The following is a 21,817-nucleotide window of genomic DNA, read 5'->3' on the forward strand; positions in this document are numbered from 1 at the left end:
GCAAAAGTAACCCTTTATGTAAACGATCAAGCAAAGAGCCTTCTGGAGTCAATTCAGGAAAATCTTCAGCAGATCTTTATCGTTTCTGGATTTGAAGTAGCAGGCGGCCTGTCAGATGCTCCTAAAAATGCTGTGAAATTTGAAAACACTGCAATAGTTGTTTCTAAAGCAGAAGGGGAAACTTGCGATCGCTGCTGGACAGTTACTCCAGACGTCGGCCAGATAGAAGGCTATGACACTCTTTGCCCTCGCTGTGCTGAGGTTGTAAAAAATAATTATAGCCACTTGGCTTAAATACTGGCAGTCCCTCAAAAATTGGGGGACTGTTTTTTAATTGGACTTCTTCAAATCCTTTTTATAAGGGCTGTATTCGCAAGGTTTGTTGCTTTTGTATTATATTTACTGAGTTGATTGTAGCGGAAGGTGCGAGATCCTCGAAAATGCTGGCGCATTTCCTTCGTGCGGTGCTTATTCGAGGATGCTTATTCAAAGTCCTGCGGGAGTAGCGGGACAGGTGAGACCACGCAGGCGCGCAACGTCGAGGAGGCTCACCGCCGCCCCGCGGAAAGCGAGCAGCCTGGAGCGGAAATCAACGGACAACATTGATAAGCGAAAAACAACAATTTATACGAAAAGAGTCTTAATAAATAATTCCACCTTCACTAAATGTTGTGCCGTTTGCTAAAAGTTTATCCGTGTCTGAAATCCGTTCCGAGAAAATAATAAAGTAAACATCAGAGAACGGAGGAAAAAGCATGGATGCAAAAGCAGAAGGGCTATATACAGAACTCCGTAATACAAGACAGGAAATACTGGAAAGGCTAATGGAAGGCAATAGTTCCGCTTTGATAAAACCGATTTTATTGGAAGAGCTGCATGATATTGAACAAACACTCAGCAAAATTGAATCTGGAAGTTTTGGCAAATGTGAAATTTCAGGTGAACTGCTTCCGCAAGATTTGCTGCAGGTGATCCCTACTTTAAAAACAATGGAGGACTGCAGCAGGCTGGGGAAATTCTACAGAAAATCTATTTTCCACTGAGTTTAGGCGTGTGCTGTGTTTTTTATTCAGTTTGTGCTAAAATGCAAAGGTAATGATATGAGATATGGGATATGGGGGTTGCCTTTGTGTTTTATTACATAATTGCATTGTTCGTGATTGCACTTGATCAGTTTACGAAGTGGCTGATTGTAAAGAACTTTGAATTAGGGGAAAGTGTTAAAGTTATTGAGGACTTTCTTTATATTACATCGCACCGCAACCGTGGCGCTGCCTGGGGCATCCTGCAGGGGCAAATGTGGTTTTTCTACGTAATAACCGTTATTGTCATAATTGGTATCATTTATTACATTCAAAAAGCTGCCAAAGGCAAATTGCTGCTTGGAGTCTCTTTGGGCCTGATGCTGGGCGGAGCGATTGGAAACTTTATTGACAGGGTATTTAGAAAAGAAGTGGTGGATTTCATTAACACTTATATTTTTGGATATGACTTCCCCGTTTTCAATATTGCTGACTCGGCTCTGGTTAGTGGTGTAGGGCTACTGATGATTCAGATGCTGCTTGAAGAGAGAGAAGCAAAGAAGAAGGAGAAATCTTATGGAGAAAATGGAACACATCATTCCTGAAGAACAGGCAGGAGAAAGAATAGATAAAGTGTTATCCACATTGAATGCGGATTGGTCAAGAACGCAGGTTCAGCAATGGATTAAAGACGGCAATGTTCTTGTAAACGGGCAGAAGCCGAAAACCAATTACAAATGTACGGCAAATGATAAAATTGAAATAACAATACCTGAACCTGAAGAATTGGATGTTGTGCCGGAAAAAATGGAGCTGGATATTTATTATGAAGATAAAGATGTCCTGGTGATAAATAAACCAAAAGGAATGGTGGTCCATCCGGCAGCCGGGCATGGCACTGGCACTCTTGTAAATGGACTTATGGCACATTGCACAGATCTTTCAGGAATAAATGGGGTCATGAGGCCAGGAATTGTTCACAGAATCGATAAGGATACATCGGGACTTCTTATGGTTGCAAAGAATGATATGGCACATGAAAGTCTTGTGAACCAGCTGATGAATAAAACCGTTACACGTAAGTACCGTGCCATTGTCCATGGAGTCATTCCCCACGATTATGGTACGATTGATGCCCCAATTGCCCGCGATCCCAAAGACCGTCAAAGCATGACCGTTGTTGACAATGGAAAACATGCGGTTACGCATTTTCAGGTCCTTGAGCGTTTCAGGGATTTTACACTGGTGGAATGCCAGCTTGAAACGGGAAGAACCCATCAAATCCGTGTTCATATGAAATACATTGGCTATCCTCTGGCAGGAGATCCTAAATACGGTCCAAGAAAGACTCTTGATCTTGGAGGACAAGCACTGCATGCAGGTGTTCTTGGATTTAATCATCCAAGAACAGGTGAGTACCTGGAATTTGAAGCACCTATGCCTGCTTATTTCGAAGAGCTATTAGGTAAACTGGCAAATAATCGTTGACAACTGTCCAACTGTGCTATATGATGACTATAGTTGAATAAGTCCTTTAAAACAGTCCCGTGAGGCTGGGAAGGAAACGGATTGAATAAGGAGCATGGTATCCTTATTCTGCAGCAATAAAATCGTTTACCCTCTCGCCAGATCGGTGAGAGGTTTTTTGTATATAACATTAACTGAAGAGAATCAGATAATAGAGGTGATCAGAATGCCGCAGCAAAAGGCAATAGTTTTGGATGACCAGGCAATCAGGAGAGCGCTGACAAGGATTGCTCATGAAATTATAGAGAAAAATAAAGGGATCGAAAATTGCATCCTGATTGGAATCCGTACCAGGGGGATATACCTTGCGAACCGCCTGGCGGAGCGGATCGAACAAATCGAAGGTGCCAAAATTGATGTAGGCGAACTTGATATTACTCTATATAGAGATGATCTTACGAAAAAGACTGAAAATCAGGAGCCGCTTGTCAAAGGCTCAGATGTTCCAAAAGATATAAATGAACAGAAAGTGATACTGGTCGATGATGTTCTTTATACAGGAAGAACAGTTAGAGCCGCCCTTGATGCGCTGATTGATATCGGACTGCCATCGAAGATTCAGCTGGCAGTCCTCGTGGACCGGGGCCATAGAGAGCTTCCGATAAGAGCTGATTATGTTGGAAAAAACATTCCAACCTCCAGTTCGGAAAAAATTGTTGTCGAGCTGAAGGAAGTGGATGAAAGCGATCAAGTTAGCATTTTTGAAAATTAAATAGCCCTTTTAAATACAGTCCAGAGAGGCTGGCAAAGGGGGACTCAGCAAAATCAGTCTATCTTTTGCTGTGCTCTTTTACCCTCTTTGCGACTCTGGCAAAGAGGGTTTTTTAATAAATTGAAGAGGAGAGATTGGCATGCATAAGCCTATTCTAGATATAAAAGATGTTCCAAAACCAGCCCATTGGCTGACATTAAGTTTACAGCACTTATTCGCAATGTTCGGAGCCACTATACTTGTACCTTTCTTAGTAGGATTAAATCCTGCCATAGCTTTAATCTCAAGCGGACTTGCAACCATAGCTTTCCTCATCATAACAAAATGGCAGGTGCCGGCATATTTAGGGTCATCTTTCGCTTTCATTGCTCCAATCATCGCAGCAAAAGCTGCTGGCGGACCAGGTGCTGCCATGATCGGAAGCTTTATGGCAGGACTAGTATATGGAGCCGTAGCGTTGATCATCAAAAAAGCGGGCTACCGCTGGATTATGAATCTGCTTCCGCCAATCGTGGTCGGCCCGGTAATCATTGTAATCGGATTGGCATTAGCAGGCACAGCAGTCGGAATGGCCATGAACAACCCTGAAACGGGTGAATACAGCATGGTGCATTTCTCAGCAGCGCTCATCACTTTAGGTGCAACAATCATCTTCTCCATCTATGCAAAAGGAATGCTCAGCATGGTGCCGATTCTTGCAGGTATCATAATCGGCTATGTATACTCACTGGCAGTGGGCCTGATAGACTTCTCGCTTGTACAGCAGGCATCCTGGTTCGAGATGCCGGAATTCTTAATCCCCTTCGCTGATTATGAAGTGAGGGTAACCCTTGATCTGGCTCTTTTAATGATACCAGTAGCTGTTGTGACAATCTCTGAACATATCGGCCATCAGCTTGTCCTTGGAAAAGTAGTTGGGAGAGATTATATTAAAGAACCGGGACTTCACCGCTCCATCCTTGCTGATGGAACAGGAACAATGATCTCGGCATTAATCGGGGGTCCGCCAAAGACAACTTACGGTGAAAACATAGGCGTACTGGCCATCACGAAAATATACAGTGTCTATGTACTGGCAGGTGCTGCAGTCATCGCCATCATCTTCGGATTCATTGGTAAGGTAACTGCACTAATCAGCTCGATCCCAACTCCAGTAATGGGCGGCGTGTCGATCCTTCTGTTCGGGATCATCGCTTCATCAGGATTAAGAATGCTTGTTGACAGCAAAGTGGATTTTGGAAACAACCGTAACCTGGTTATTGCTTCGGTCATCCTAGTACTCGGAATTGGCGGAGCCCATATCGAAATTTGGGCATTTAAACTGGAAGGAATGGCACTGGCAGCGATCAGCGGCGTTCTCCTGAACCTGATTCTTCCTGGCAGAGAAGAGGCCAAGGAAGATATGTTTGAAGCTGAAAACGAAAAAAAAAATAATGTAGCTTAACGCTTTTTAACTAAGTTCAGAGAGACTTAAAAGGGTGTTGGCGGCAAGCAGGCTATACGGGAACAGTGTATCCGTATATCTGGCTGCCTCAACTATGCAGCACCCTGACCAAATTGTCAGGGTGTTTTTTTACTGAAAGAGGAGGGATAATCTTGAAACATTTGCTCACTACCTCAGAGTTAGAAATTAATGAAATCAATAAAATCCTGGAGGATGCACAATACTTTTTAAACGGCGGGACATGGAGTCCTGAACAAAAGGTGTTTGTCGCAAATCTTTTTTTTGAAAACAGCACAAGGACAAAATGCAGCTTTGAAGTGGCGGAAAGACGGCTTGGACTGGACATAATCCCATTTGAAGTCAGCACATCAAGTGTATCCAAGGGCGAATCATTATACGATACGGTAAAAACGCTTGAAGCAATCGGTGTTCATGCAGTCGTCATCCGCCATAGCCTGGATCGATACTTTGACGAATTGGCAGGTAAAAGCGGTGTTTCCATCCTGAATGCAGGGGACGGCTGCGGCCATCATCCAACACAATCACTGCTTGACCTGCTGACAATTAAACAGGAATTCGGTTCCTTTGTAGGATTAAAAGTAGCCATCATCGGTGATATTGCCCATAGCCGTGTCGCAAGATCCAATGCAGATGCACTTGTACGGCTCGGTGCGAAGGTTGTTTTTTCAGGTCCAAAAGAATGGTTCAATGAAGAATTGCTTGAAAATGGCATGTATGAAGATGTTGACACAGCAATTGAAACTTCTGATGTTGTCATGCTGCTGAGAATTCAGCATGAGAGACACGAATCGAAAGCCAATCAAACGGCTGAAGAATACCACCTGGCATACGGCCTTACAGATGAGCGTGAAAGAAAAATGAAGCCAAACAGCATTATCATGCATCCGGCCCCTGTAAATCGGGGTGTAGAAATAGCAGATTGCTTGGTGGAATGCGAGCGCTCCAGAATCTTCAAACAAATGCAAAATGGTGTGTACATTCGAATGGCTGTACTAAAAAGATCAATTGAACATATTGAAGGGGGAGCTAATCATGTCAACATTAATCAAAAATGGCCAGTTGCTTACTAAGGAAGGGAATTTTGTAAAGACCGACATTTACATAGAGTCAGGAAAAATCACCGGGATAGGTGCAGGTATCGAGAAAAAGGCACAGGAAGTGATTGATGCAGAAGGCTTATTGATTGCACCAGGCTTTATAGATCTGCATGTACACTTGCGTGAGCCTGGCGGTGAAAAGAAGGAAACCATTGAAACTGGCACAAAGGCAGCAGCCAAAGGCGGTTTCACAACGGTTGCGGCGATGCCGAATACCCGGCCTGTACCTGATACGAAGGAACAGCTTGAAAAATTGAACAGCCGAATTGAAGAGACTGCGTTGGTCAAGGTTCTGCCGTATGCATCGATTACAATCCGTGAGCTTGGCCAGGAATTAACAGATTTTAAAGCACTGAAAGAAGCTGGAGCGTTTGCTTTTACTGATGATGGAGTTGGGGTGCAATCAGCTGCCATGATGCTGCAGGCAATGAGGAACGCCGCAGAGATCAGCATGCCGATTGTTGCGCACTGCGAAGAAAATACCCTCATTAACAAAGGCTCCGTACATGATGGAGTTTTTGCTAAAGAGAATGGTTTAAATGGTATTCCTTCCGTCTGTGAATCAGTGCAAATCGCAAGGGATGTACTCCTTGCCGAAGCTTCTGGCTGCCATTATCATGTCTGCCACATCAGTACGAAAGAGTCTGTCAGGGTGGTAAGAGATGCAAAGCGTGCAGGCATCAAGGTAACGGCCGAGGTGACACCTCATCACCTCCTTCTATGTGAAGAGGATATCCCGGGTTTGGATGCAAACTTTAAAATGAATCCTCCACTTAGAGGTGCAGATGACAGAGCTGCCTTAATAGAAGGGTTGCTGGACGGTACGATTGATTTTATCGCGACCGACCATGCACCTCATACTGCAGCAGAAAAAGAAGAGGGGATGGAGCTGGCGCCTTTTGGAATTGTTGGACTTGAAACAGCCTTTCCGCTCCTTTACACACACTTCGTCGAGAAGGGAATATTCACACTAAAACAGCTGATTGATTTTTTAACAATCAAGCCAGCTGAGGCATTCGGCTTACAATCAGGAAGAGTGGAAGAAGGTAATATAGCAGATCTTGTCCTGCTTGATCTAAACCGCCAGGAAAAAATTGATCCATCCCAGTTCTTATCAAAAGGGAAAAATACGCCATTTACTGGCTGGGATTGTAAAGGGTGGCCGGTTATGACAATAGCAGGCGGAAAAATTGTTTGGAACAGAGGGAGTGTAAGAGCATGAAAAAACAGCTGATTCTGGAAGACGGGACAATTTTTATTGGAAAAGGGTTTGGAAGCGATACGAATTCGATTGGAGAGGTCGTATTCAATACAGGAATGACGGGTTATCAGGAAATCCTCTCTGACCCTTCCTACTGCGGACAAATTGTAACATTGACATACCCTTTAATCGGAAATTATGGAATTAATCGAGATGATTTTGAATCAATCTCTCCTGCAATCTCCGGGTTCATTGTTAAAGAAGCAAGCGAGTTTCCTTCAAACTGGAGAAATGAACAAACAATTGATGAATACTTTAAGATGAAAAACATCCCCGGAATTGCTGGGATTGATACTAGAAAATTAACAAGGATTATCAGGCAGCATGGTACGCTGAAAGGTGCTATATGCAGCATAAATGAAAGCCCGGAATTAATCATCGAAAAACTGCGTGCAACAAAGCTTCGGAACGATCAGGTTAAGCAAGTTTCCACTAAGACACCTTATCCGAGCCCTGGCCGCGGCAGAAGGGTAGTCCTTGTGGATTTTGGCATGAAACACGGTATTTTAAGAGAACTGAACAAACGGGATTGTGATGTGATTGTGGTACCTTATAATACAACAGCTGAAGAAATACTCAGCATGAGCCCGGATGGGGTTATGCTTTCAAATGGACCTGGAGACCCGAAGGATGTTCCGGAAGCTATCACAATGATTAAAGGTCTGTTAGGAAATGTGCCGATTTTTGGGATTTGCCTGGGACATCAGCTGTTTGCCCTTGCATGCGGTGCCAATACAGAAAAAATGAAATTCGGCCATCGCGGTTCAAACCATCCGGTTAAAGATCTGCAAACCGGAAAAGTAGCTTTAACATCTCAAAATCATGGATATTCAGTGGAAGAAAACTCAGTTTCGGGTACTCTTCTGGAAGTAACACATATTGCATTAAACGATGGAACGATTGAAGGCTTAAAACATAAAGAAGTCCCTGCGTTCACTGTGCAATATCACCCTGAGGCTTCACCGGGACCAGAGGATGCAAATGGATTATTTGAACAATTCCTGCAAATGATTGAATCACATAAAGAGGAAGGTGCTGCAGCATGCCAAAGCGTACAGATATAAAAAGCATTTTAGTAATCGGATCAGGACCAATTGTTATCGGGCAGGCAGCAGAGTTTGATTATGCTGGAACACAGGCCTGCATTGCATTGAAAGAGGAAGGTTATCGCGTCATTCTTGTAAACTCAAATCCTGCTACCATCATGACAGATACTGAAATTGCTGACGCAGTATATATAGAGCCGCTTACGCTGGAATTCGTCAGCCGCATCATCCGAAAAGAACGCCCTGATGCCCTTGTGCCTACTCTTGGGGGGCAGACAGGATTAAACCTGGCAGTAGAGCTTGCTGAATCAGGAGTTTTGGATGAATGCGGGGTTGAAATCCTAGGTACAAAATTATCTGCTATTCAAAAAGCGGAAGACCGGGATCTTTTCAGAAATCTGATGAATGAACTTGGCGAGCCGGTGCCTGACAGTGAAATTATCCATAACCTGGAGGAAGCGTATAAGTTTGTAAATAGGATTGGCTATCCGGTCATCGTACGCCCTGCTTTCACATTGGGGGGAACAGGCGGGGGAATCTGCCATGATGAAGAGGAGTTAATCGAAATTGTGACTAGCGGCTTGAAGAACAGCCCTGTAACACAGTGCCTGCTGGAAAAGAGCATTGCGGGCTTCAAAGAAATTGAGTATGAAGTGATGCGTGACTCCAATGACAATGCGATTGTTGTCTGCAATATGGAAAACTTCGATCCTGTAGGTGTCCACACAGGTGATTCCATTGTAGTAGCTCCAAGCCAAACTTTGAGTGATCGTGAGTATCAGCTGCTAAGAAACACTTCATTAAAAATTATCCGGGCTCTTCAGATCGAAGGAGGATGCAATGTCCAGCTGGCACTTGATCCGGATAGTTTCAATTATTACATCATCGAAGTTAACCCGCGTGTCAGCCGTTCATCAGCACTTGCATCAAAGGCAACAGGCTATCCGATTGCCAAATTGGCAGCCAAGATAGCGGTGGGGCTGACACTTGATGAAATGATGAATCCTGTCACAGGAAAAACATATGCCTGTTTTGAACCGGCGTTGGATTATATTGTCTCAAAAATCCCGCGCTGGCCGTTTGATAAATTCGAATCGGCTAACCGTTCGCTTGGAACCCAAATGAAGGCTACAGGTGAAGTAATGGCTATAGGGCGCACATTTGAAGAATCTCTTCTGAAAGCAGTCCGTTCACTTGAAGCAAACATTTATCATCTTGAGCTGAAGGACGCTGACCAAATTTCTAATGAACTGATCGAAAAGCGGATTCGAAAAGCAGGCGATGAACGTTTGTTTTATATCGGAGAAGCCATCAGAAGGGGAGTTACCATCGAGTTGATCCATGAATGGAGCAGGATTGATCTATTCTTCCTTCATAAGATTAAGAAAATCGTAGATTTTGAGAGTGTATTAACAGAAAATCCTTTTGACCCTGAAACAGGGAAAGCTGCAAAGGAAATGGGATTTGCCGACCTGGTAATTGCGAGGTTCTGGGATTCAAGTGAAATGGCAGTTTACAGCTGGAGAAAAGAACAGGATATTGTACCGGTTTATAAAATGGTTGATACGTGTGCGGCAGAATTTGAATCTGAAACACCGTATTTCTATGGAACATACGAGGAAGAGAACGAATCGGAGGTAACTGGCCGCAAAAGTGTTGTTGTCCTGGGCTCAGGTCCAATCCGGATTGGCCAGGGAGTGGAGTTTGACTACTCAACTGTCCATGCAGTATGGGCAATCAAGGAAGCAGGCTATGAAGCAATCATCATTAATAATAATCCGGAAACTGTCTCTACTGACTTTAGCATCTCCGATAAGCTTTATTTTGAGCCGCTTACGATTGAAGATGTTATGCACATCATTGACCTTGAGAAGCCGGAAGGTGTAGTTGTGCAATTTGGCGGACAAACAGCTATTAATCTTGCAGCGGATCTTGTAAAGAGAGGTGTCGAAATTCTCGGGACTTCTCTTGAAAACTTAGACCGGGCAGAAGACCGTGATAAATTTGAGCATGCCCTTGCAGAGCTGGGCATTCCGATGCCAAAAGGAAAAACTGCCCTATCTGTGGAGCAGGCAGTAGCGATTGCCGGTGAAATCGGTTACCCCGTGGTTGTCCGACCATCATATGTACTTGGCGGAAGAGCCATGGAGATAGTTTATAAAGAAGAAGAGCTTCTGCATTATATGGAAAACGCTGTAAAAGTGAATCCGGAGCACCCAGTATTAATCGACCGGTATCTGACTGGGAAGGAGATTGAAGTGGACGCCATTTCGGATGGAGAAAATGTGCTCATTCCAGGCATCATGGAGCATATTGAAAGAGCTGGAGTGCACTCAGGAGATTCCATAGCAGTCTATCCTCCGCAAAACATTTCCGAGGCAATCAAAGACAAGCTCGTTGAGTATACCGAGAAGATGGCTAAGGGCCTTGGCATTATAGGACTCCTGAATATCCAGTATGTAGTGGCAAAAGGGGAAGTATTTGTCCTTGAAGTCAACCCGCGTTCAAGCCGGACCGTTCCTTTCTTGAGCAAGATTACAAATGTGCCAATGGCCAAAATCGCCACGAAGGTTATCATGGGCCAAACTTTGGCTCAGCAGGGCTGCGGTTCCGGACTTCTGCCGGAGAGAAAAGGCGTGTTTGTAAAAGTACCGGTGTTCTCATTTGCGAAATTAAGAAGAGTAGACATCACTTTAGGGCCTGAAATGAAGTCAACTGGAGAAGTTATGGGGAAAGATTCAACGCTTGAAAAAGCCCTTTATAAAGGCCTTGTTGCTTCCGGCATGAAAATCCAGCCGTTTGGAACAGTATTAATGACTGTCGCAGATAAGGATAAAGAAGAAGCTCTGCAGCTGGCAAAGAGATTTGTATCCATCGGCTACAGGCTAATGGCGACAAGCGGAACAGCTTTATTCCTTAAAACTGCGGGCATTCCTGTAAAAGTGACTGGAAAAATAGGGTCAGAAGGGCCAAACCTTCTGGATGTGATTAGAAATGGCGAAGCCCAATTTGTGATAAATACTCTAACAAAAGGAAAACAGCCTGCCAGAGATGGCTTCCGCATCCGCCGTGAATCTGTGGAAAATGGGGTGCCATGCCTTACTTCTCTAGATACGGCAGAAGCAATCCTTCAAGTAATCGAATCAATGAATTTCTCAGCAGATGCGATGGATAAATCAGAACAAGTCCGGGAGGCGGTTTTATCTTGATCAGACAGGAACAATGCACTGTAATATCGCAAAAAAAACTAGCAGAAAACATTTTCGAGCTCACCCTACAAGGTGAGCTTGTTCATGAAATGAAGGAGCCCGGGCAATTTGTACATTTGAAAATTTCCGGGGGGTATGACCCGATGCTAAGAAGGCCGATCAGCATTGCTGAGATTTTACCTGATGAAAGCCAGTTTAAGATGATATACCGTGCTGAAGGCAGAGGAACGAATATGCTTTCAGAAAAAAAACCTGGCGATTACGCAGATGTACTGGGGCCGCTGGGAAATGGGTTTCCTATCAGTGAAGCAGGCCGGGGGGATACAGCACTTCTTGTGGGAGGAGGAATCGGAGTACCCCCTCTATATGAGTTGTCAAAACAGCTTGTAAGCCGTGGTGTTAATGTGATTCATATCCTTGGCTTTCAGTCAGCAAGTGCCGTTTTCTATGAAGAAAAGTTTGCACAGCTGGGCGGGACCTATGTGGCTACAGCTGATGGAAGTGCAGGAACAAAAGGCTTTGTTACAGATGTTATTAAAAGATTTAATATTAATTTCGATGTTTTATATTCCTGCGGCCCGACTCCGATGCTGAAGGCGCTTGAAAATCAATACTCTCATAAAAACGTATACCTGTCATTAGAAGAACGGATGGGCTGCGGCATAGGGGCGTGCTTTGCATGCGTTTGCCATACAGGGGATGACCCTGATGGATACAGTTATAAAAAAGTCTGCAGTGACGGACCAGTCTTTAAAGCAGGGGAGGTAGTTCTATGAACTCGATAAATGTCAGTCTGCCTGGACTGGAATTAAAAAATCCAATCATGCCTGCATCTGGATGCTTTGGCTTCGGCAGAGAATTCAGCCAGCTGTATGATTTGAGCCAATTGGGTGCGATCATGATCAAGGCGACAACCTTTGAGCCCCGTTTTGGAAATTCAACACCAAGAGTGGCTGAGACCTCTGCAGGGATGCTGAATGCAATTGGGCTGCAGAATCCAGGCCTGGAAAAAGTGGTGAATGATGAGCTGGTCTGGCTTGAGCAATTTGATGTACCGATTATTGCCAATGTAGCCGGTTCGCAGGAAGAAGATTATGTTGCAGTTGCCAAAAAAATTTCTGCAAGCCCTAATGTACATGCACTTGAACTCAACATTTCCTGTCCGAATGTAAAAACAGGCGGAATTGCATTTGGCACTATTCCTGAAATTGCTAAAAACTTAACGAAAAAAGTAAAAGAGGTTTCAGAGGTACCTGTTTATGTGAAGCTTTCACCAAATGTCACAAATATTGTAGAAATGGCAAAAGCAGTGGAAGACGGCGGAGCTGACGGTTTAACGATGATTAACACGCTTGTTGGCATGAGAATAGATCTAAAAACAGGCAATCCGATTTTGGCAAATAAAACTGGGGGACTTTCAGGGCCAGCCATTAAGCCTGTCGCGCTCCGGATGATATATGAAGTGAGCCAGCGGGTGTCCCTTCCGATCATCGGAATGGGCGGCATTGAATCAGCAGAGGATGTCATTGAATACTTTTATGCAGGTGCAAGTGCAGTAGCGGTTGGTACAGCTAACTTCGTTGATCCTTTTGTGTGTCCAAAAATTATCGATGGGCTGCCAGAGCTTATTGGGAAGCTGGGATATGAACATATTTCAGAATGTGTAGGAAGGAGCTGGAAGAAACATGAAAAAGCCGCTCATTATTGCTCTTGATTTTCCGGGAAAAATGGAAGTTAATCATTTTCTGAAAAACTTTGAAAATGAAAAATTATTTCTAAAGGTCGGCATGGAGTTATTTTATCAGGAGGGGCCTTCTATCGTTCACGATTTAAAAGAACAAGGACATGAGATTTTCCTTGATCTCAAGCTTCATGATATTCCTAATACCGTTAAAAGTGCCATGAAGCGACTTGCGGGGCTTGGCTGCGATATGGTTAATGTACATGCCTCAGGTGGGAAAGCCATGATGGAAGCAGCATGTGAAGGACTTGAAGCCGGGAGCTCAGGGAAAAGGCCGTCTTGTATTGCTGTGACGCAGCTGACAAGCACATCCGAACAGCAAATGAAATCAGAGCAATTAATTCCTGCTTCATTAAACGAATCTGTTCTTCATTATGCCAATCTTGCCAAAGAAGCAGGACTTGACGGAGTAGTATGTTCAAGCTTTGAGGCAAGGGAAATAAGTTCGCGAATAGGATCTTCTTTTTTGACTGTAACACCGGGAATACGCCTTTCATCTGACGACTCCGGAGATCAGAAAAGAGTAGCCACACCTGAATTCGCCAGAAATGAAGGGGCTTCCGCAATAGTAGTAGGCCGATCGATTACCAGAGCGGAAAATCCTTTTGAAAAGTATATGCTATGCAAGCAATCTTGGGAGGGCGTTCTAAATGAAGCGTAAAATAGCAGAAAAATTATTAGATATAAAAGCAGTTGCATTAAACCCAAACGATCCATTTACATGGTCTTCGGGATTGCGTGCTCCAATTTATTGTGATAACCGTCTCACATTGTCTTATCCTGAAGTTAGAAAAGAAATTGCTGCCGGCCTTCAGGCAATCATTCAGGATAAATTTCCTGAGGCAGAACTAATTGCAGGAACAGCAACAGCGGGTATTCCGCATGCTGCCTGGGTAAGTGACATTATGGAACTGCCAATGTGCTATGTCCGATCCAAGGCAAAGGGCCATGGGAAAGGGAAGCAAATTGAAGGAAAAGCTGACAGAGGCCAGAAGGTTGTTGTTGTTGAAGACTTAATTTCAACAGGAGGAAGTGCCATTACTGCTGTCAAGGCTTTAAGAGAAGCAGGCTGTGAAGTGCTGGGTGTTGCGGCTATCTTTACATACCAGCTGGAAAAAGGAAAGGAAATGCTGGACGAAGAGAAAATCGAAGCATATACTTTGACTGATATTGAAGCTCTGACAGAAGTAGCCGTTAAAAATGGCTATATCCAGGAAAAGGATATGAAGAAGCTGATTGAATGGCGAAAAGATCCTGCTGAGTGGGGAAAAGTAACTCAATAAAGCAGTTTTTGACAAATAAAAAAAGCAAGCGTCTGAGCTTGCTTTTTTTATTTGTTTACATACGTTGTTTTAATGACAGAACAGTTTCATCATCAGGCGTAACGTAAACGGTTTGCTGTTGGTCATATATGACAAATCCAGGTTTCGCACCACTTGGTTTTTTTACATGACGGACTTGGGTGAAGTCAACAGGAACCGAACTGGAATGGCGTGCTTTGCTGAAGTATGCTGCTAGGGATGCAGCTTCAAGAATTGTATTTTCTGCTGGTTCCTTGCTTCGGATAACCACATGTGAACCGGGGATATCCTTTGTGTGCAGCCATATCTCATCCCTTGCGGCCAATTTGTTCGTTAAATAATCATTCTGCTTATTGTTTTTTCCAACCAGAATTTCCGTTCCATCTGAGGCGGTATAGCGGTCAAGTACAGGCTTAAGGTTCTGCTGTTTCTTGTTGCCCCGTTTTTGCCTTTCTCTAATATAACCTCCTTCAACAAGCTCCTCTCTTATTTCAGCAATGTCTCTTGTTGATGCAGTTTCCACTTGCTGCAGAAGAGAATCAAAGTATGACGCTTCCTCTTCTGCTTTCTTTATTTGCTCTTTTACTGCGATTACGGCATTTTTTGCTTTTTGGTATCTTATAAAATATTTTTGTGCATTCTCTGATGGGGTCATCAGGGGATCCAAAGGAATGGTAACTGTCCCGCCATTTTCATCGTAATAATTGATGACTTCGGTTTCCTTCATTCCCTTGTGAATCGCATAAATATTGGCTGTGATCAATTCTCCATACAATTGATGTTTATCAGCATTTTCCGCTTCATGCAGGGTTTTTTTCAGCTTCTCAATTTTTTTCTCATTCTTTTCTTTCTCATTTACTATGAAACGTTCAAGGTCATTGGACTGCTGTTTGACCCGGTCTCTTTCCGCTTTACCAAAATAAAAGCGGTCCAGCATTTCGCTCAAGGTATTAAATTCCCGGCTTTCCCCTTTTATATGCTGGAGGGGCAATAAATAAAAGCTTTCTTTTTGTTCGCCAGCTGTTATGGCCGGTCTTATAGCATGGTCTTTTAGGGAGCTTAATAAATGCTGGAAGCTATTTGGAACAGTTGTCCTGTTAACAAGGCCAGCCTGGTGTATAACTTCTTTTGCAAGTAGCGGTGAGATTCCTGCGAAGTTCGCTACTAGCTGTTTATCAACTTTCCCGCTGTTAAAATCGATCTTTCGCAATAAATCGTTTTTATCTGCCTCAAAAGGATTCATTTTATCCTGAGAAGGGGGGAGAATGTACTCCTGCCCGGGCAAAATCGCACGATGGCTATTAACAGCAAAAGAAACATGTTTGATGCTGTCGAGAATAATATTGCGGGATTTATCCACCAGCGTAATATTGCTGTGCCTGCCCATTATCTCAACAATCAGCTGTTTATAGGATATATCACCAATCTCATTCCTGCCTTTAACTTCAAACACGATTATACGGTCAAGCCCGATTTGATGGACATCTTCAAGTATGTAGCCTTCCAGATGCTTTCTTAAAAGCATGCAGAACATCGGCGGCTCTGAAGGGTTATCGTGTGCTTCATTAGTAAGCTGGACTCTCGCATAACTTGGATGAGCTGATAGCAAAAGCCTGTGATTCCTCCCATTTGACCGCACAACTAAAATAATTTCATTCTTATAAGGCTGCTGAATCTTATTAATTCTGCCGCCCTTTAAAGTATCTATAAGCTCTTTCGTCATAGCTCTTGTAAACAAACCATCAAATGACATATTGGAACATCCTCTTCTATTAAAAATAACAGCCTATCACTTGCTGCAGATATACATTATTCTTTCATTTAAATAATATAAATCAAGTTTTAAGGCTTGGCTTCAAGTCTGCACAAGGCGCTTCCGCTTTTCTAATACTGTCTAGCTCCAGGCGCCATCGGCTCGAGGTCATAAGCTTGGCTAGTTTCGGCTCCTAGGGACTCGAGGCATAAGCTGTTCCCTTCCAGAAGGAAAGAACACCTTCTTACAGGAACCGTCTTTTGCTAGTCGTCCCTGGGCAGTCGCCTCCACATTTCTTTCAATCCGTTCAAAAGGTTAAAGAACAACCTTTCAGCCGGCTCGTCTTATGCTTGAGGCCCGCAGGACAAGGAAGGCTTCGTCAGCATAAACATCGCACGACCGAAAGCGTCAGCTTTTGGGAGGATGTGGGTCATGCAGACGTTGCCACAGGACGTGGCGTTTTTAGTCTGCGTGCCTTCATTAAGCGGGCGCCTTCCGCTTTTCTAATAATAATAGCATTTTTTTGGACAGGGCTGAATATGCTTTCTTTAGAGTGAGATTGGACAACTCTGCTTCACTTGATTTACCAGAAGAAGCAGGACGGTCTGCCATCTGGCGGATTCTCTTAAAGTCTGGCTGTGAGTGCTGATGAATTTCTTTACTATTGTATCCCTTCTCCATGCAGCTCATGGCTTTTCTCAAACTACAAAGGAGGAAGTGTGATGTCCGGATGAAGTTCCATGAAATGAATGAAAGGGAGGTTGAGCAAGCCTTAAATACAGATATTAAGGCGGGCTTAACAGAGGATGATGTAAAAAAACGGCATAAACAATATGGGTATAACGAGTTGAAAGAGGGAGAAAAGCAGTCGGCTTTACTCTTATTTTTTAGTCAATTTAAAGATTTCATGGTTCTTGTCCTATTAGCAGCAACCTTAATATCGGGGCTGCTTGGTGAATATATTGATGCAATTGCCATTATTGCAATTGTAGTCATAAATGGCTTCTTGGGCTTCTTTCAGGAGAGAAAAGCGGAAAAGTCTTTACACGCACTTAAGGAATTATCAGCTCCTCAAGTTATTGCTTTACGTGAAGGACAATGGAAAAAGATCCCCTCCAAAGAAGTGGTGGCAGGGGACCTATTGAAAGTTGCAGCAGGGGATAGGATTGGAGCGGATATGAGAATCGTAGAGTCCAATAGCCTGGAAATTGAGGAATCCGCTTTGACGGGAGAATCTCTGCCTGTCCAAAAGAGAACCGGTTCCTTGAAAACTGCAAATCTGGCTATTGGGGATATGGAGAACATGGCTTTCATGGGAACTATGGTAACACGCGGCAATGGGCTGGGTGTAGTTGTCGGAACAGGGATGAATACTGCCATGGGACAGATTGCTGATCTTCTGCAGAATGCGGAAACCATGACCACTCCGCTTCAGCGAAGATTGGAACAGCTGGGCAAAATCCTCATAACGGCAGCTATTTTACTGACTGTTCTTGTCGTTGTGGCTGGTGTTGTGCAGGGGCAGGAATTATATACAATGTTCCTTGCTGGCGTTTCTTTGGCAGTAGCAGCCATTCCAGAAGGACTCCCGGCCATCGTAACAGTAGCTCTGTCGCTTGGGGTACAAAGAATGATAAGAAAAAAAGCAATCGTCCGAAAGCTGCCAGCGGTTGAAACACTGGGCTGTGCATCTGTGATATGCTCAGACAAAACCGGCACAATGACTCAAAACAAAATGACTGTCACGCATCTCTGGAGCGGCGGGAAAGAGTGGAGAGTTGATGGTATCGGCTATGAGCCCCAGGGCCTATTTTATAGAAATGAGAATCAAATTGAACCGAAGAGTGATAAGGCACTCCAGCAAATGCTGATGTTTGGCATGTTATGCAACCATGCTGAAATACAGCAGAAAAATAATGAGTATGTGATTGATGGAGATCCGACCGAAGGGGCTCTGCTGGTAGCGGCCATGAAGGCGGGCTATAATCGGAGCAGTCTTTTAAGTCAATTCCAGATTATCAATGAGTTTCCGTTTGACTCTGCCCGAAAAATGATGAGTGTTGTGGTAAAGGACCATAATGGAAGGCAATTTATTGTAACCAAAGGAGCACCCGATGTATTAGTCGGGAAAAGTGAATCGGTTCTTTGGGAGGGCAGGCGGCAGATTCTTTCGGGGGAGCTCTCAGGTGAAATTCAGGGAGCTATAGAAGATCTAGCTTCTCAAGCCTTAAGAACAATAGCAATTGGCTATAAGGAAATCCCTTCAAAAAATGTCATTCTTGATGAAAAAGAGGCTGAGAAGGGATTAACATTTATCGGGCTTCAAGGGATGATTGATCCGCCAAGGCCAGAGGTTAGGGAAGCAGTCAAGGAATGCAAGGAAGCAGGAATTAAAACCATTATGATCACAGGGGATCATGTGATTACAGCACAGGCTATTGCTAAGCAGTTAGGCATTTTAACACAAGGCTCTAAAGTCCTTCAGGGCAAGGATCTGGCTGAGATGCCGGTTGAAGATCTTGAAGATGTGGTTGAAGATGTCGCAGTATTTGCCAGAGTATCACCTGAGCATAAATTAAAAATTGTAAAGGCACTCCAGAATAGAGGTCATATTGTTGCCATGACAGGTGATGGAGTCAATGATGCCCCTGCCATTAAAGCGGCAGACATCGGAATATCAATGGGCATTACAGGGACCGATGTTGCGAAAGAGGCATCCGCACTGGTACTGCTCGATGATAATTTTGCTACCATAAAAGCGGCAATAAAAGAAGGAAGAAATATTTACGAGAATATTCGAAAGTTTATCAGATATCTGCTTGCATCAAATGTTGGTGAAATTCTGGTTATGCTGTTTGCCATGCTACTTGCCCTTCCGCTGCCCTTAGTGCCAATCCAGATTCTCTGGGTGAACTTAGTAACGGATGGACTTCCGGCAATGGCTCTTGGCCTTGACCAGCCAGAGGAAAATGTGATGAAGCGAAAGCCAAGGAGCCCTAAGGAAGGTGTTTTTTCAAGAGGGCTTGGCTGGAAAGTGGTGTCCAGAGGATTTCTAATTGGACTTGTGACATTACTTGCATTCATTTTTGCCTATAGGGCAAATCCTGATCATCTTGCTTATGCACAGACAGTAGCATTTGCTACATTGGTAATGGCACAGCTGATTCATGTATTTGATTGCCGCAGTGAAAAATCAGTGTTCTCAAGAAATCCTTTCGGCAATAAATATTTAGTCTGGGCCGTCATTTCGTCCCTTGCTTTAGTGCTGATGGTCATATACTATCCGCCACTTCAGCCAATTTTCCACACCGTCCCTATTGAATTGCGCGACTGGTTTATGATCACAGGACTCTCAGCCATTCCAACATTTTTACTGGCAGGCACATTTTTGGCAAGAAAAACAAAATGAAATATGTTATAATCCTTTAGGTAGTAGAGAAGAACTCTATTACCTTTCTTTTTTGCGCAAACATAAATATCTTTGTCATTACTTGATTTTTATACATAGACTGCACAGGCATCATGCCGCTAACTGAAAGTAATAGTGCTTTTTACAAGCTGTGCTTTTCCCAAAAGGAAGTGTGAGAAATGGCAGTAAGCATGACTGGTTATGGAAGAAGCAAGAAAGATTCCGGGCAAAGATCCATTACGGTTGAGATTAAGACTGTAAACCATCGTTTTTCCGAGTTTCAGATAAGAATGCCCAGACAGCTGATGCATATTGAAGACAAAATAAAGAAAATGCTTAACAGGCATATCAAAAGAGGCAGAATTGAGGTTTATATCACCATTGACGGCGATGGCCTGTCCAGCAGGAAAGTTAATGTTGACTGGGAACTATTAGATGAATATTATCAATACATAACTGCAATTCAAACAAAGTACCAAATCCAAACGGATCTATCCATCGGGGATGTTATACGCGAAGAATTGATTGGCATAGAGGAAAAGGATTCCGGCAATGAGGAATTGAGCCAGCTGGTCCTTTCTGCAACTGAAGAGGCGTGCCTGCAGTTAACGGATATGAGGAGGCTTGAGGGGGATGAACTGGAAAAAGATCTCCGTAGCCATCTTAGTCTTTTAAGCAGCAGAGTCCTCAAGCTGAGAGAGTATGCACCACTGGTCGTGCAGTTTTACCGGGAGAGATTGGAAAAGCGTATGAGAGAATTTCTTGATGGCCAGGTGGATGAACCGAGAATCTTAACAGAGGTAGCGATGTTCGCTGATAAAGCGGATATCAATGAGGAGCTGACAAGGCTGCAAAGCCATATAAGCCAGTTTGAGAACACACTTCAGCTTACAGATCCTGCTGGCAGAAAGCTTGACTTTATTCTGCAGGAAATGAATAGAGAGGCCAATACGATCGGCTCTAAGGCAAATAGTGCAGAGATTGCTGCCGAAGTGGTTGAAATAAAGAGTTTATTGGAAAAAATGAAGGAACAAGTTCAAAATATTGAATAGCAGTTGTTTAGATTGCGGCTCTGAGGGTCAAAATAAATAACTGATGATTGGAGGACCCAAATGTCAATTAAACTGATCAATATCGGATTTGGCAATATTGTTTCTGCCAACCGGATAATATCAATTGTCAGTCCAGAATCTGCCCCGATTAAACGGATCATTCAGGACGCACGTGACCGGGGCTCTTTAATAGATGCTACGTATGGCAGGCGCACCCGGGCTGTTATCGTCATGGACAGTGACCATGTTATTTTGTCTGCGGTCCAGCCGGAAACTGTTGCGCACCGATTAAATGACCGTGATGAAATTGTTGAGGAAGGGTAGGATTTTATAAATGAATGAAAAAGGATTATTGATTGTTCTATCCGGACCCTCAGGTGTAGGAAAGGGAACAGTAAGAAAAGAGATATTTGCTCAGCCTGATACTGCGTTTGAATATTCTATATCAATGACAACGAGATCTCCGAGAGCGGGAGAAGTCAATGGAGTTGATTATTTTTTCAAAACGCGTGAGGAGTTTGAAGAGCTGATCAGGCAGGATAAGCTGCTTGAATATGCAGAGTTTGTCGGGAACTACTACGGAACGCCGGTTGATTATGTAAGAGAAACATTGGACCGGGGCAAAGACGTTTTTCTTGAAATCGAAGTTCAGGGTGCACGTCAGGTACGCGAGAAATTCCCGGACGGCTTGTTCATCTTCCTGGTTCCGCCTAGTTTATCTGAGCTTAAGAACCGTATTGTAACCAGAGGGACGGAGACAGAAGATATAATCAACAATCGCATGAGTGCAGCGAAAGAAGAGATTGAAATGATGAACTTATATGATTATGTTGTAGAGAATGATCAAATCGATCTTGCCTGTGAAAGAATAAAATCCATTGTAGTTGCAGAACACTGCCGCAGGGAACGTGTAGAACCTAAATACAAAAAGATGCTGGAGGTAGAATAAATATGCTTTATCCTTCTATTGATTCTCTAATGACGAAGATTGATTCCAAATATTCACTTGTTTCTGTTGCTGCCAAGCGTGCCCGCAAGCTTCAGCTCCATGCCAAACCGCAGCTTGAGAGCTATAAATCACATAAAAATGTGGGGAAAGCACTTGAGGAAATCCATGCAGACCAGCTTCATTACCGACTGGGTGAAAAGACGGCAAATGAATCATACGAGTAAAATCGCTGAATAACAACCTTTTAAAAGGTTGTTATTTTTGTTTGAGGTT

The 21,817-nt window shown here is 43.6% G+C and carries 21 protein-coding genes; 19 read left to right on the forward strand and 2 right to left on the reverse strand.

Features of this window, described 5'->3' with window-relative positions; genetic code table 11:
• From ACEQ1T_RS02425 to pyrE, 14 genes are all read left to right on the forward strand, one after another.
• Positions 1-294 (forward strand): zinc finger domain-containing protein (locus ACEQ1T_RS02425; protein ID WP_370221608.1); only part of this gene is annotated, 294 nt, incomplete at its 5' end.
• 461 nt (positions 295-755) lie between these two features.
• Entirely contained in the window at positions 756-1,043 is a 288-nt protein-coding gene (locus tag ACEQ1T_RS02430; protein ID WP_206836195.1) for a hypothetical protein, read from the forward strand.
• A gap of 86 nt (positions 1,044-1,129) precedes the next feature.
• The gene (gene lspA, locus ACEQ1T_RS02435; protein WP_370221609.1) at positions 1,130-1,627 is read left to right on the forward strand and encodes a signal peptidase II; all 498 of its coding nucleotides are present in this window, start codon (positions 1,130-1,132) and stop codon (positions 1,625-1,627) included.
• The gene (locus ACEQ1T_RS02440; RefSeq protein ID WP_370221610.1) at positions 1,599-2,510 is read left to right on the forward strand and encodes an RluA family pseudouridine synthase; all 912 of its coding nucleotides are present in this window, start codon (positions 1,599-1,601) and stop codon (positions 2,508-2,510) included. Before lspA ends, ACEQ1T_RS02440 begins: the two co-directional genes overlap by 29 nt.
• Positions 2,511-2,715: 205 nt before the next feature.
• The gene (gene pyrR / locus ACEQ1T_RS02445; protein ID WP_370221630.1) at positions 2,716-3,261 is read left to right on the forward strand and encodes a bifunctional pyr operon transcriptional regulator/uracil phosphoribosyltransferase PyrR; all 546 of its coding nucleotides are present in this window, start codon (positions 2,716-2,718) and stop codon (positions 3,259-3,261) included.
• Between the two features lie 139 nt (positions 3,262-3,400).
• Entirely contained in the window at positions 3,401-4,705 is a 1,305-nt protein-coding gene (locus tag ACEQ1T_RS02450) for a solute carrier family 23 protein (RefSeq protein WP_370221611.1), read from the forward strand.
• Between the two features lie 152 nt (positions 4,706-4,857).
• Positions 4,858-5,796, forward strand: a complete 939-nt coding sequence (locus ACEQ1T_RS02455; RefSeq protein WP_206836205.1) for an aspartate carbamoyltransferase catalytic subunit — start codon at positions 4,858-4,860, stop codon at positions 5,794-5,796.
• On the forward strand, positions 5,759-7,045 hold the full coding sequence (locus tag ACEQ1T_RS02460; RefSeq protein ID WP_206836209.1) for a dihydroorotase: 1,287 nt from the start codon (positions 5,759-5,761) through the stop codon (positions 7,043-7,045). Before ACEQ1T_RS02455 ends, ACEQ1T_RS02460 begins: the two co-directional genes overlap by 38 nt.
• Positions 7,042-8,148: a carbamoyl phosphate synthase small subunit gene (locus ACEQ1T_RS02465; RefSeq protein WP_370221613.1), complete on the forward strand. Its 1,107-nt coding sequence runs from the start codon at positions 7,042-7,044 to the stop codon at positions 8,146-8,148. Before ACEQ1T_RS02460 ends, ACEQ1T_RS02465 begins: the two co-directional genes overlap by 4 nt.
• Positions 8,127-11,339: a carbamoyl-phosphate synthase large subunit gene (gene carB, locus ACEQ1T_RS02470; protein ID WP_370221614.1), complete on the forward strand. Its 3,213-nt coding sequence runs from the start codon at positions 8,127-8,129 to the stop codon at positions 11,337-11,339. Before ACEQ1T_RS02465 ends, carB begins: the two co-directional genes overlap by 22 nt.
• Positions 11,339-12,115: a dihydroorotate dehydrogenase electron transfer subunit gene (locus tag ACEQ1T_RS02475; RefSeq protein ID WP_370221631.1), complete on the forward strand. Its 777-nt coding sequence runs from the start codon at positions 11,339-11,341 to the stop codon at positions 12,113-12,115. Before carB ends, ACEQ1T_RS02475 begins: the two co-directional genes overlap by 1 nt.
• Positions 12,112-13,053 (forward strand): dihydroorotate dehydrogenase, encoded by a 942-nt coding sequence (locus ACEQ1T_RS02480; protein WP_206836221.1) that lies wholly within the window; start codon positions 12,112-12,114, stop codon positions 13,051-13,053. Before ACEQ1T_RS02475 ends, ACEQ1T_RS02480 begins: the two co-directional genes overlap by 4 nt.
• Positions 13,025-13,741, forward strand: coding sequence for an orotidine-5'-phosphate decarboxylase (pyrF, locus tag ACEQ1T_RS02485; RefSeq protein WP_370221615.1), 717 nt, complete (start codon positions 13,025-13,027; stop codon positions 13,739-13,741). The genes ACEQ1T_RS02480 and pyrF overlap by 29 nt, the downstream gene beginning before the upstream one ends.
• On the forward strand, positions 13,731-14,363 hold the full coding sequence (pyrE, locus tag ACEQ1T_RS02490; RefSeq protein WP_206836226.1) for an orotate phosphoribosyltransferase: 633 nt from the start codon (positions 13,731-13,733) through the stop codon (positions 14,361-14,363). Before pyrF ends, pyrE begins: the two co-directional genes overlap by 11 nt.
• Before the next feature lie 55 nt (positions 14,364-14,418).
• Here pyrE and ACEQ1T_RS02495 read toward each other — a convergent pair whose 3' ends face one another.
• Together ACEQ1T_RS02495 and ACEQ1T_RS02500 are read right to left on the reverse strand one after the other, a co-directional pair.
• Positions 14,419-16,134 (reverse strand): NFACT family protein, encoded by a 1,716-nt coding sequence (locus ACEQ1T_RS02495; RefSeq protein ID WP_370221616.1) that lies wholly within the window; start codon positions 16,132-16,134, stop codon positions 14,419-14,421.
• Between the two features lie 480 nt (positions 16,135-16,614).
• Positions 16,615-16,824, reverse strand: coding sequence for a hypothetical protein (locus tag ACEQ1T_RS02500; protein WP_258743748.1), 210 nt, complete (start codon positions 16,822-16,824; stop codon positions 16,615-16,617).
• A 40-nt stretch (positions 16,825-16,864) separates the two neighbouring features.
• On the opposite strand from ACEQ1T_RS02500, the gene ACEQ1T_RS02505 reads away from it, so the two are divergent.
• From ACEQ1T_RS02505 to rpoZ, 5 genes are all read left to right on the forward strand, one after another.
• Positions 16,865-19,543, forward strand: a complete 2,679-nt coding sequence (locus tag ACEQ1T_RS02505; protein WP_370221617.1) for a calcium-translocating P-type ATPase, SERCA-type — start codon at positions 16,865-16,867, stop codon at positions 19,541-19,543.
• 179 nt (positions 19,544-19,722) lie between these two features.
• The gene (locus ACEQ1T_RS02510) at positions 19,723-20,595 is read left to right on the forward strand and encodes a YicC/YloC family endoribonuclease (RefSeq protein WP_206836233.1); all 873 of its coding nucleotides are present in this window, start codon (positions 19,723-19,725) and stop codon (positions 20,593-20,595) included.
• Between the two features lie 60 nt (positions 20,596-20,655).
• Positions 20,656-20,919 (forward strand): extracellular matrix/biofilm regulator RemA, encoded by a 264-nt coding sequence (gene remA, locus ACEQ1T_RS02515; RefSeq protein ID WP_009330821.1) that lies wholly within the window; start codon positions 20,656-20,658, stop codon positions 20,917-20,919.
• Positions 20,920-20,929: 10 nt separating this feature from the next.
• The gene (gmk, locus tag ACEQ1T_RS02520) at positions 20,930-21,544 is read left to right on the forward strand and encodes a guanylate kinase (RefSeq protein ID WP_206836237.1); all 615 of its coding nucleotides are present in this window, start codon (positions 20,930-20,932) and stop codon (positions 21,542-21,544) included.
• A 2-nt stretch (positions 21,545-21,546) separates the two neighbouring features.
• Positions 21,547-21,768, forward strand: coding sequence for a DNA-directed RNA polymerase subunit omega (gene rpoZ, locus ACEQ1T_RS02525; protein WP_206836240.1), 222 nt, complete (start codon positions 21,547-21,549; stop codon positions 21,766-21,768).
• Positions 21,769-21,817: the final 49 nt, after the last annotated feature.

It is taken from the genome of Cytobacillus sp. (assembly GCF_964223445.1).
In the GTDB taxonomy this organism is placed as follows: Bacteria; Bacillota; Bacilli; order Bacillales; family Cytobacillaceae; genus Cytobacillus.